The organism is Parafrankia sp. EUN1f (assembly GCF_000177675.1).
Lineage (GTDB): Bacteria > Actinomycetota > Actinomycetes > Frankiales > Frankiaceae > Parafrankia.
Map to the genome: position 1 here is coordinate 86947 of NZ_ADGX01000011.1, position 11571 is coordinate 98517.

At 72.3% G+C, this 11571-nt stretch carries 11 protein-coding genes; 3 read left to right on the top strand and 8 right to left on the bottom strand.

The genetic code is table 11. The features are described from left to right. Positions 1-201: 201 nt before the first annotated feature. A complete protein-coding gene (lepA, locus tag FREUN1FDRAFT_RS05055; protein ID WP_006538884.1) occupies positions 202-2061 on the bottom strand; it encodes a translation elongation factor 4 in 1860 nt (619 codons plus the stop codon). 330 nt (positions 2062-2391) lie between these two features. Between lepA and rpsT the strand changes: the two genes are divergently transcribed. Further along, positions 2392-2658 carry a 30S ribosomal protein S20 gene (rpsT, locus tag FREUN1FDRAFT_RS05060; RefSeq protein WP_006538885.1) on the top strand — a complete coding sequence of 89 codons (267 nt, stop codon included), beginning with the start codon at positions 2392-2394 and terminating at the stop codon, positions 2656-2658. 131 nt (positions 2659-2789) lie between these two features. Here the strand turns inward: rpsT and FREUN1FDRAFT_RS05065 are convergent, their stop codons facing one another. The 4 genes from FREUN1FDRAFT_RS05065 to FREUN1FDRAFT_RS41045 form a co-directional block, all read right to left on the bottom strand. Further along, on the bottom strand, positions 2790-2981 hold the full coding sequence (locus tag FREUN1FDRAFT_RS05065; protein WP_006538886.1) for a hypothetical protein: 192 nt from the start codon (positions 2979-2981) through the stop codon (positions 2790-2792). Positions 2982-3069: 88 nt separating this feature from the next. Beyond that, positions 3070-4107: a DNA polymerase III subunit delta gene (holA, locus tag FREUN1FDRAFT_RS05070; RefSeq protein ID WP_035950047.1), complete on the bottom strand. Its 1038-nt coding sequence runs from the start codon at positions 4105-4107 to the stop codon at positions 3070-3072. A 39-nt stretch (positions 4108-4146) separates the two neighbouring features. Further along, positions 4147-6477, bottom strand: coding sequence for a ComEC/Rec2 family competence protein (locus tag FREUN1FDRAFT_RS05075; RefSeq protein ID WP_232295054.1), 2331 nt, complete (start codon positions 6475-6477; stop codon positions 4147-4149). Positions 6478-6640: 163 nt separating this feature from the next. Then, complete coding sequence (locus FREUN1FDRAFT_RS41045; RefSeq protein ID WP_006538889.1) at positions 6641-7855, bottom strand: ComEA family DNA-binding protein; 1215 nt, start codon at positions 7853-7855, stop codon at positions 6641-6643. A gap of 209 nt (positions 7856-8064) precedes the next feature. Here FREUN1FDRAFT_RS41045 and FREUN1FDRAFT_RS05085 point away from each other — a divergent pair, with 209 nt between their 5' ends. Next, on the top strand, positions 8065-8631 hold the full coding sequence (locus tag FREUN1FDRAFT_RS05085; RefSeq protein ID WP_006538890.1) for a YceI family protein: 567 nt from the start codon (positions 8065-8067) through the stop codon (positions 8629-8631). A 218-nt stretch (positions 8632-8849) separates the two neighbouring features. Further along, positions 8850-9044: a ferredoxin gene (locus FREUN1FDRAFT_RS05090; protein WP_006538891.1), complete on the top strand. Its 195-nt coding sequence runs from the start codon at positions 8850-8852 to the stop codon at positions 9042-9044. A gap of 16 nt (positions 9045-9060) precedes the next feature. Here the strand turns inward: FREUN1FDRAFT_RS05090 and FREUN1FDRAFT_RS05095 are convergent, their stop codons facing one another. The 3 genes from FREUN1FDRAFT_RS05095 to FREUN1FDRAFT_RS05105 form a co-directional block, all read right to left on the bottom strand. Then, the gene (locus FREUN1FDRAFT_RS05095; RefSeq protein WP_006538892.1) at positions 9061-9906 is read right to left on the bottom strand and encodes a transglutaminase family protein; all 846 of its coding nucleotides are present in this window, start codon (positions 9904-9906) and stop codon (positions 9061-9063) included. A gap of 71 nt (positions 9907-9977) precedes the next feature. Then, the gene (locus tag FREUN1FDRAFT_RS05100) at positions 9978-10922 is read right to left on the bottom strand and encodes an alpha-E domain-containing protein (RefSeq protein WP_006538893.1); all 945 of its coding nucleotides are present in this window, start codon (positions 10920-10922) and stop codon (positions 9978-9980) included. Further along, positions 10916-11571, bottom strand: a 656-nt coding sequence (locus FREUN1FDRAFT_RS05105) for a circularly permuted type 2 ATP-grasp protein (RefSeq protein WP_006538894.1), incomplete at its 5' end; no start/stop codon positions are given. The genes FREUN1FDRAFT_RS05100 and FREUN1FDRAFT_RS05105, both read right to left, overlap by 7 nt.

An 11571-nucleotide genomic window follows, 5' to 3' on the forward strand; every position in this document is an offset into this window, starting at 1 on the left:
CTGATCCATTCGGCACGGTCTGATCCATCGGCACGGTCTGGCCCGCCGCCACGCCCGGAGGCATCGCGACCGGAGCCGCCGATGCCCGGCACCTGACGCCGGGCATCGGAGCCCCGGCGCGGACTCCCCACCATGCCTGCCGTGCCAGCCACGCCCGGCCGGTCGAGCAGGACCGGGACCGGGCCGGGCACACGCGCCCCGTCAGCGCGCCGGCTTCGACCCCGACGAGCTCGGGCTCTCCGTCGTCGACAGGGCGGCGATGAAGGCCTCCTGCGGGACCTCCACCCGACCGATGGTCTTCATCCGCTTCTTGCCCTCCTTCTGCTTCTCCAGCAGCTTGCGCTTGCGGCTGATGTCACCGCCATAGCACTTGGCGAGCACGTCCTTGCGGATGGCGCGAATGTTCTCCCGGGCGATGATCCGGCTGCCGATCGCGGCCTGGATCGGCACTTCGAACTGCTGGCGCGGAATCAGCTCACGGAGTTTCGAGGTCATCGCGACCCCGTACGCGTAGGCCTTCTCCCGATGCACGATCGCCGAGAACGCGTCGACAGCCTCCCCCTGGAGCAGAATGTCCACCTTGACCAGATCGGACGTCTGCTCGCCCGCGGGCTCGTAGTCGAGGCTCGCGTAGCCGCGGGTGCGTGACTTCAGCGCGTCGAAGAAGTCGAAGATGATCTCACCGAGGGGCAGCGTGTACTTCAGCTCCACCCGGTCCGTGGAGATGTAGTCCATGCCCTTGAGCACACCGCGGCGGCCCTGGCACAGCTCCATCACCGCGCCCACGAAGTCGGTCGGCAGCAGCAGCATCGCCTCGACCACCGGCTCGTACACTTCCGCGATCTTGCCCCCGGGCCAGTCGCTGGGGTTGGTCACGGTGACCTCGGAGGCGTCCTCCATGACCACCCGGTAGACCACGTTCGGCGCCGTCGAGATGAGCGTGAGGTCGAACTCGCGCTCGAGCCGCTCACGGACGATCTCCAGGTGCAACAGGCCGAGGAACCCACAGCGGAAGCCGAACCCGAGCGCCGCCGAGGTCTCCGGCTCGAAGGTCAGCGCCGCGTCGTTGAGCTGCAGCTTGTCCAGCGCCTCGCGCAGGGCCGGGTACTCACTGCCATCCAGCGGATACAGGCCCGAGTAGACCATCGGACGCGGATCGCGGTACCCGCCGAGCATCTCCGTCGCCGGCCTGCGCGCCGAGGTCATGGTGTCGCCGACACGGGCCTGGCGGACGTCCTTCACCCCGGGGATGACGTAGCCGACCTCGCCCGCCGACAGCGAGCCGGTGGGCCGCGGCTCCGGGGAGATGACACCGACCTCGAGCGTCTCGTGGCTGGCGCCGGTGGACATCATCAGACAACGGTCACGGGTCGACAGCGTCCCGTCCACGACCCGGACATAGGTGATCACACCGCGGTAGATGTCGTAAACACTGTCGAAGATCATCGCACGGGTCGGCCCGGTCGGATCGCCGCTCGGCGCCGGAATGCGGCGGACGATCTCGTTGAGCAGCTCCGGGACGCCCTGACCGGTCTTGCCGGAGACCTTCAGCACGTCACCCGGATCGCACCCGATGATCGTCGCGATCTCCTCGGCGTACTTCTCGGGCTGCGCGGCCGGAAGATCGATCTTGTTCAGCACCGGGATGATCGTGAGATCGTTCTCGATCGCCAGGTAGAGGTTCGCCAGCGTCTGGGCCTCGATGCCCTGCGCAGCGTCGACCAGGAGGACCGCGCCCTCACAGGCCGCCAGCGAGCGGCTCACCTCATAGGTGAAGTCGACGTGCCCGGGAGTGTCGATGAGGTGCAGGACGTAGTCCGCACCGTCATCCGCCCGCCACGGCAGCCGGACGTTCTGCGCCTTGATCGTGATACCACGCTCGCGCTCGATGTCCATCCGGTCGAGGTACTGAGCGCGCATGTTGCGGGCCTCGACCACGCCGGTCACGCCCAGCATCCGGTCGGCGAGTGTGGACTTGCCGTGGTCGATGTGGGCGATGATGCAGAAGTTGCGGATCGACGCCGGGTCGACGCCGGCTGCCTCGTGCGGTGCTTCGGACACGCGGGCTGGTCTCGTTTCGCTGCTCGTCGGTCTGTCTCGCGTGCTTCATCGTGCCAGGCCTCCATCGTGCCAGGCACAGGCCGCCGCGCCGGGCACAGGCGCCTGCCCTCGTGGCCGCGCCCTGCGCCCGGCACCGCTGGCTGGTTTGATAATGTCGGTAGCGCTTCGCTGTGGGCCCTGGTTGGGGCAGCCTGCGGGTTCTGGAGTTGACCAGGTCCTGAGGTAGCCCGAGTCCCTGGGACTCAAGTGAGATCTCGGGGTGGCTGAGATCTTCTGCACGGCGGGCCTCCACAGGTACCATCCCGACTCGAAACCCAGAGGTTCTCCCGCGTGGCCAACATCAAGTCGCAGATCAAGCGCAACCTCACCAACGAGAAGCGACGGCTGCGCAACAAGGCCGTGAAGTCCGAGCTGAAGACCCACGTGCGCCGCTTCCGCGACGCCGTCGAGGCCGGTGACTCGGAGCGCGCCGACGCCGCCTTCCGTCTCGCCGCCAAGAAGCTGGACAAGGCCGCCAGCAAGGGTGTCATCCACCCGAACCAGGCCGCCAACCGCAAGTCGGCGATGGCGAAGGCGAACGCGGGCATCAGCGCCTGACGTTCTGTCGGGTCGGGGCCGGGCTTCCCAGCGGGAAGATCCCGGCCCTTGTCATTGCCCGGCCCTTGTCGTGCTTGGGGCGACTGCGTGCGGCGACCGCCCGCGCTCGGGGATCTCAGCTCGGGCCCGCATCAGCCGTCGCGGTCCAGGGTGCGTTCGAGCACCTCGGCGTAGGCGACCAGCGCCACAACCGCCAGTGGGAGCACCAGCAGAACCCAGGCGCTGGCCAGGTCACCCATCGCGATGACCAGCGTCACCAGCACGGTGGCGGTGACGACCAGCACGCGCATCCATCCCGCCGGCAGCACCCGTAGGCCGAACATGCCACCGGGTGGCACCTGCTCGTGCCCGTCACCGGCAGCCCCGGGCCCCCGGGCCCGTTGGAGTCACGGTGCTCCCCTGCTGACGCGTTCATCGTGCTCGTCCTCCCCGGCCGGCGAACTCCGCCCGGCCACGCTCCTCGGCACCGACCGACCGGCCCCGGGCTCGTGCGACCTCCTGGAGCAGGTGTTCCAGCGCGTAGCCCGCATCCACGGCCGCGCCCTTCACGCCAGCGTCGGCCACCGCGACCGCCCGGATCGCCCGTGCCAGCCCGGCGTCCGACCAGCCGCGGGCGGATCGCTGGGCCCGTTCTACCTTCCAGTCCGGCATCCCGAGGGCCTTGGCGATGTCCCACTTGGATCCGCCGCCGGCCGCCGCCACCCGGGCCAGATCACGCAGGCCACCAGCGATGGCACTCGTGATCAGCACCGGGGCGGTACCGCCTTCGAGAGCCTGGCGCAGCAGGGTGAGCCCACCCGCGAGATCGCCACCGATGATCGCGTCCGCCACCGCGAAGCCACTGGTCTCGGCACGCCCACGGTGGTAGCGACCCACCGCGGCCTCGTCGATCACGCCATCGGTGTCCGCCACGAGCTGGTCGCACACGGCCGCGATCTCCCGCAGGTCGCCGCCCACGGCGTCGAGCAGTGCCTGGATCGCGCCGTCGGTCGTCCGGCCACCCAGCCGGCGGATCTCGGCCACCGCGAAGTCATGCCGATCACGCGGCCGGGTGATCTTGGCAGCTGGGATGACCTTGGCGCCGGCCTTCTTCATCACGTCGACGAGCTTGCGGTTCTTCACCGCGCCGCTGTGCACCACGACCAGCGTCACGTCGTCGAGCGGGCGCCCGACATACGCGAGCAACGCATCCCGCAGATCCTCCGGCAGCTCGGCGGCGCCACGGACGACCAGTACCCGCCCACCACCGAACATCGAGGTGGCGCCGAGATCGATCATGTCGGCATCGGTGAGCTCGCCCGGTGCGCGGTCGACGATCTCGACCTCGGGGTCGCGGGCCCGAGCGGCGGCGAGGACCTCCCGCACGGCACGCGCGACGAGAAGCTCCTCGTCACCGCTCACGACGACGAGCGGCGGCGGGGCAGCGGGCTGTGGCACGCGGATCAGCATGTCACGCCGGCCCGCCGCCCTCACGCCACCCCGCCGCCCTCACATCCGACCGGGCCGACGCGCCACCAGCGCCACCCGGCCGGACGGCTGCCGGACGACCGCCACCGCGCCGTGCAGGTCGGTCCGGCCGATGATGATCCCGGCCGCGCGCAGGCTCGCCAGCGTCGCGGCCGCCGGATGCCCGTACGTGTTCCCGACCCCGACGCTGATCAGGGCGGCCCGCGCGCCCGTCCCGGTCAGGAACTCCGGGATCTGATCAGCGGACCCGTGGTGGGCGACCTTGAGCACGTCCACCGTCACCGCACCGGCCCGCGCGACCTGGCGCTGCTCCGGCGGTTCCGCGTCCCCACTCAGCAGCATCGTCACGCCACCGACCTCCGCGAGCAGCACAAGGCTGGCGTTGTTCGGGTCACTGGCCGTGCCACGCAGGACCCGCTGCGGGCCGATGACCTGCCAGCGGACATCCCCGACCGTGCCGGACGCACCGGCCGAGCCCGAGAGCACCGAGCGGACCGTGACCCCCGCCGCCCGGGCACCGTGCTCGACCTCGGCCCACTGCTCCGTCGGCTCGGGCAGCGGGCTCACGATCATCTCACCCACCGGCAACCGGCCCAGCACCCCGCTCAGACCCGCCGCGTGGTCGGCGTGCAGGTGGCTGAGCACCAGAAGCGGCACCCGCCGGACCCCGAGATCGGCCAGGCAGGCGGCCATCAGCTCGGGGTCGGGCCCGACATCGACCACGACCGCCGAGCCGGCTCCGGCCCGTAGCACCAGCCCGTCGCCCTGGCCCACGTCACAGGCCACGAGCCGCCAGCCCGCCGGTGGCCAGCCCGCCAGCCTCGGTACCAGGAACAGGCGTGCCACCAGCAGGCCCGCGATCACCGCGGCGAGCAGCCGGCGGGTCGGCGGACGCCGTGCCAGGGCGAGGGCCAGCACGACCCCGGCGAGCGCGGCCGCCGCGCCGAGCGGCCCGGACGGCCAGCCGATCGCCGCCCCCGGAAGGTCGGCCGCCCGGCCGGCGACCAGCACAAGCCACCGGCACGGCAGGCCCGCCAGCCGCGCGAACAGCTCGGCCGCGGGCGGGTGCAGCGTGGCCACAGCCATGGTGAGCAGGCCGAGCAGGGTGGCTGGCGCGACCGCCGGCGCCGCGATCACGTTCGCCGGGATGGCGACCAGACTGATGCCACCGCCGAGCCACGCCAGCACCGGAGTGCACGCCAGCTGGGCCGCCGCCGCGACGGCCACCGCCTGCGCGATCCGGGTGGCACCGGCGAGGAGCCGGCGCGACGGCCGCGGCCGGCGTGCCGCAAGCCGCCGCTCGAACCCGTCGCACCAGCCCGGCCCCCAGACCACCATCCCGGCGGTGGCGAGCACCGACAGCGCGAAGCCGGCGGAGAGAGCGAAGGTCGGGTCCAGCACGATGACAGCCATCACGGCCGTCGCCAGTGCGGCAACGACGGCACGTGGCCGCCCGGCCGCCAGCGCCGCCAGGCCGACCAGCCCCATCGCCGCGGCCCGGACCACGCTCGCGGACGGCCGGGCCAGGATCACGAAGCTGACGAGCGCCGCCGCGGCGGCGAACGCCCTGGCCCGCGAACCGAGCCGGGTGCGGCCGAGGACGACGAGGACGGCACCGGTGGCGATGGCGGCATTTGCTCCCGAGACAGCAGTCAGGTGGCTCAGGCCGGCGACGCGGAAGTCGTCCTTCAGCTCCGGGTCGAGCTTCGAGGTGTCACCGACGACCATGGCTGGGAGCAGCCCACCCGCAGGCTGGGCGACCACACTCGCCGCCGTACGCAGACGTGCCCGCAACCAGCCGGCCGCCCGTTGCGCCAGGGGCGGCCGCCCCTGCGAGTGCGGCGGCGCCCGGGCGAACAGGACCGCGGCGATCGTCTCGCCCGGCCCTGGAGGGGCGAGCGTGGCCCGAACGCCCAGCCGCTGCCCCGGCAGGTAGGCCGCGAGGTAGCCCGCCCGCCCGACCAGCAGCACGGGAACCGCGGCGCGTACCCGGCGGTCAGGGCCGGTGACCGCCTCAAGGCGGGCTCGCACCGTGGCCGTCGCCGCGGCGCCGCCCGGACCTCCCGCACCGGTGCCGGTGGCCCCGGCCGGGGGCCGCGAGACCTTCGGATCGTCGGTGAGGACCACGACGGCCTCCACCGTCCGCTCGGCGCGGACCAGCGCGGCGAGCGGCCCGACCGCCCTCGCCCGCCCGGCCGTGCCTCCGATCAGCAGCCCTGCCGCGAGGAAGGCGACGGCGACACAGCCGGCGAGCCGCCGCCCCGGGCTCGCCAGCCCCGCCGGCCGGCCCGCCGCCCCGCTGCCGCGCCCCGGCGAGCACCGCGAGCACACAGCCCGCCAGAACGACGGCAACGCCTCCCAGGAGCTCCCGGCTGGGCACCCAGTACCCGCCCAGCGCCGCGCCGGCCCAGACCGCGCCGGCCGGCACAGCCAGGCGCAGGTCGAGGCGATCTCGAGGTGCGTCCTTCGCGTCGGCCGGAAGACCGACGCCGACCTCCATGACGACGGAGACCATTCAGACCGTCACCAGCGGCAGCAGATCCGCGAGCCGCCGGTCCCCGACCCCGGTGACCTCCCCCAGCTGGTCGGCTGACGTGAAGGGCCCGTTCGCGGCGCGCCAGTCGACGATCCGCTGGGCCAGGACCGGGCCCACGCCGGGCAGCTCGTCGAGCTGGCTCGCTGTGGCCGCGTTGAGGTCGAGCGGCGTCTGACCGCCACCCGCAGCCGAACCTGCCCCACCCGCCGCGCCTGCGGCGGCCTGCCCGCCCCCGGAGGGTGGTGGCGCCGGCCCAGCGCGGCCGTCGACCAGGATCTGCTCGCCGTCGGTCAGGACGCGGGCCAGCGCGAGCCCGGTCGTGTCGGTGCCCGGCAGCGCTCCGCCGGCCAGCGTCAGCGCGTCGACGACCCGGGATCCGGCCGGCAGCCGCACCACTCCGGGCCGGGCGACCCGGCCGGCGACGTCGACGACGATCTCCTGCCCGGCCTTCGACTCCGTGCCCGCCGGACGCCCGGGCGAAGAGGTGGGCATCGCCGGCGCCGATGCCCCCGAAACCGAGGAGCCCGCGGCCGGCCGCGTGGTCGCCGTGGCCTCCTGTGCCACGAGAGCCGGCTGGCCCGGCCCCTTCGAGGCGAGCTCCACCGGCCGACCGCGCCAGGCCAGCCAGCCGGCAGTCGCCGCGGCCGCGACGGCGACCACGACCAGCACGAGGGCCGCCCGCGCGCTCGGCGCGAGGATCGCACCGCGCAGCGCGGGCGGCAGGCGGTCGGACAGCTGGCGGTGCCTCCCGCGCCGGCCGTGGCCTTCCAGGCCGTGGTGGCCACCAGCACCGGCACCGCCAGCGCGGCTGACATCGTCAGGATCCCCCAGGGCTTCGAGATCGTCACGATCATCGAGATCTTCGGGATCGGGATGAGCCCCGCGTCGGTTATCGACCGACCGGCTGCCCGCCCACTCGTCGGACCAGCCGTCGCCATCGAGGTCGGACCAGTCGTCAGACCAGTCGTCGGACCCGCTGGCGGTCCAGCCGGCGTCCAGCTCGCCGAGCGGCCCGGTGCCCCGGCTCGGATGCCGGGTTGACGGCGGGAACGCCGGCCAGGACCGCCCCAGCGGTTCGGTCACGGCGTCGTCGACGTGGGCGGCGGCGGCGTGACCGGCGCGATCGGCATGGTGGGTGCCGCCGCCGGCGGTGCGTCCCCTGCGACTTTCCTGACGCGATGAGTGCCTGTGCATGCACGCAACGTAGGAACAATCCGGGTGCCCCTGGATCCTGGGCGTCCCCCTGTGGACATCCAGTTCTCATCCACAGATGCGGAATGGACCCGCGAACACTTTGGTTGACGGCTCAAGTAACGTACCGAACGAAGCCGAGCCCGCCAGCACGCTCGGCGGCACGAACGGGCGACACCCGACACCCGACGACCACCACGAGGAGATCCGCGATGACCGCTCCAGCCAGCACCCCCCTGACCGACCTGACCGGCACCTGGACCCTCGACCCCGCGCACACCCGGATCGGCTTCGCCGCGCGCCACGCGATGGTGACCACCGTGCGCGGCCAGTTCACCGGCGTGCAGGGAACCCTCGAGCTCGACGGTGCCAACCCGACCGCGTCGACCGCGAACGTGACCATCGAGACCGCCACGTTCGACAGCGGCACCCCCGACCGCGACGGGCACGTCAAGTCGGCCGACCTGCTCGACGTCGAGCAGTTCCCGACGATCACCTTCGTCAGCACCGGCGCGAAGACCGGCTCCGACGAGGACAGCTACGTGCTGACCGGAGACCTCACCATCCGCGGCGTCACCCGGCCCGTCGAGCTCGCGATCACGTTCGAGGGCAGCTCGAAGGACCCGTTCGGCAACATCCGGGCCGGCTTCACCGGCGCGACGAGCATCAGCCGCAAGGACTTCGGCATCACGTTCAACGCCGTGCTGGAGACCGGCGGCGTGCTGATCAGCGACAAGATCAAGATCGAGCTGGACGTCTCCGCGATCAAGTCGGTCTGACGTCGGGGCCGCGGCCACAACCCACGGACCGTGGGCCACGATTGCCAAGCCGCAGATCACAGAGCGCGGACAGCGGCCTGGAGCACGGCGCGAGGCGCGCACCTCGCGCCGTGCTCCAGGCCGTGTCGTCGACATGTTGCCGAGAGCACGGACGCGGGCCGCCACGCTGTGGGACCATCGCTCCCGATCGAGGCCGCGACCAGCCCCGGAGCGAACGGATGAAGGTCCACGTCGACTTCGACCGCTGCGCGAGCAGCGGTACCTGCGTCCAGCTAGTACCCGATGTTTTCGAGCTCGGAGACGACGGCTACCTCTATCTCCGCGACGAGGAGCCCGACGAGGACCTCCGAGACGATCTTGATGAGGCCGCCGAGACCTGCCCGACCGACGCGATCACCATCCTCGAGGCCTGACCGGGCGGCTGGGCGTTCAGCCCAGGCGGGTCACCGCGACCGTCACCCCGAGGGACGTCGACTCACCGCCCGAGTACACGCCCTGCAGGGGCGGCACGTCGTGGTAGTCACGCCCACGCGCGACGACGACATGCTGTTCGCCGGCCGGCACCCCGTTGGTCGGGTCGAAGGCCCACCACTGGCCGAGCCAGCCCTCGACCCAGGCGTGGCTCTGCCCGCTGAGGGTCTCCCCCACCTCGGCGTCCGCCGACGGGTGTTGGTAGCCCGACACGTACCGCGCCGGCATGCCCGCGGCCCGCATCAGCACCAGGGCCAGGTGGGCGAAGTCCTGGCAGACCCCGACCCCCTGCTCCCAGGCCTCGACGGCGGACGTACGCACCTCCGTCGTCCCGGGCTGGTAGGTCAGCTTCTCCCGCACCCAGTCACCGACGGCGGGCAGGAAGTCCGCGGGGCTGTGGGTGGCGGCGAGCTCGCGTGCCGCCGCGACCAGCTCGGGATGCTCCGGTGTCGAGACGGTGGGCCGGACGAACTCGACGAACCTGTCCGCGACGGTGTCGTCGGCGAGATCCCGCCAGCTCGGGACGTCCACCGGGGGCTGCGGCGCGGGCGTCGTCTGCACCACCGAACGCCCGGTGACGACGAGCTCGGTGTGCGGGGTGTGCAGGTCGAAGGCGGTGACCTGGGTCCCCCAGTAGTCCCAGTACCGGTAGGTGGACGAGGCCGGCTCGGTCCGTACCGTGGCTTCCAGCGTCAGCTGGCGGTCCCCGGTCTGGGGGATGATCCGCGCCTCGTTGTACGAGGAGATCACCGGGCTCGCATACCGGTAGCCCGTCGAGTGCTCGATCCGGATCTGCCAGCTCATCGTCGCGTGTCTCCTCGTCCCCTCAGCTCCGTAATCCCTCAGCTCCGTGACCCCACGGCGTGGCACACCGGTCAGGCCGGTACCTCGCTGGCCCAGGTGTGCGGGCTCTCCCGGGCGAAGTAGCGGGCCGTGACGGCCGCGCTCACCGCCGAACAGGTCCGTTGCAGCGCCGCGAGCAGGTCGGGCATCTCCGCGACGAGCTCGTCGATGCCACGGAACTCCAGCTCCGTACGAGCCCGCCCGACGTTGCGGCGCGCGGCGTCGTCGACGGTCGCCCGCACCACCCCACGACTGGTGTCCAGCTCGGCGAGGATCTGTTCCGCAAGCGCCAGCGACCAGTAGATGGACCGTGGGAAGAGCCGGTCCAGCAGCAGGAACTCCGAGACCCGGGCCGCGTCCACCGCCCGCCGGTAGGTCCGCAGGTAGGCCTCGTGCGCACCGCAGGAACGCAGCAGGCTGATCCAGCTCTGCGAGTTGGGGTCCTCACTGATGCTGGACGACAGCAGCCGGGCGGTCATGTCGACCCGCTCGATGCTCCGGCCGAGCACGAGGAAACGCCACCCGTCGTCACGGGCCAGGGTGGCGTCCACCAGGCCGGCGAGCATCGCCGTGCGATCCCGCACGTAGCGGAAGTAGACGTTCGGGCCCATCCGGCGGGCGAGCTCCTCGGTGTGCGGCAGCTCGTTCCAGGTGGCGTTCAGGCACTCCCAGACCTCGCTGGAGACCACGACACGGGCACCGCGCGCGTTCTCCCGCGCCGCCGACAGCGATCCTCGGATGCTCGACGAGTTCGCGGCGTCGTAGGCGAGCACCTCGGTGACGTACCGCGAGTCCGCGGGTTCGGAGCGGTCGACGACGCCCATGACCGCGAGCAGTTCGGCGCCGGCGGACGTCTCGTCAAGCCACGGGTCCTCCAGCACCCGGTGGACATGCACGTCGAGGATGCGCGAGGTGCACTCGGCCCGTTCGGCGTAGCGGCCGATCCAGAACAGCGACTCGGCGATTCGGCTCAGCACGCCTGCGCCTCCTCCCCCATCGCACTCGACCGGGCCTGGTTCTGCTGCTCGGACTGCTGTTGCTGCTGCTCGTCGGACGAGTGCGGGCCGAGGTCGGGCCCGGGCGCCACCGACGGGGACGGCCCGGTTCGCCGGATCGGCGGCGCGGTCTCCCGCCCGAGCCGTTCCGGGGCGAGCACCCAGGTGTCCTTGGAGCCCCCGCCCTGGCTGGAGTTCACGACCAGGCTGCCGCGGGGCAGCGCGACCCGGGTCAGGCCGCCGGGCAGCACCCAGATCCGGTTCCCGTCGTTGACGGCGAACGGGCGCAGGTCGACGTGCCGGGGGCCGAGCCGGTCGCCGGCGAGCGTCGGCGAGGTGGAGAGCTTCACGACCGGCTGGGCGATCCAGCCGCGCGGGTCGCCCAGCACCCGGGCCCGCAGCTCGGCGAGCTCCGCCTCGGTCGCCTGCGGCCCGATGACGATTCCCTTGCCGCCGGAGCCGTCCACCGGCTTGACCACCAGCGCGTCGAGGTTGTCCAGTACGTGCGCCCGCTGGTCGGGCTCCTCGAGCCGGAAGGTGTCGATGTTGCGCAGGACCGGCTCCTCACCCAGGTAGTAGCGGATGAGGTCCGGGACATAGGTGTACATCAGCTTGTCGTCGGCGACGCCGT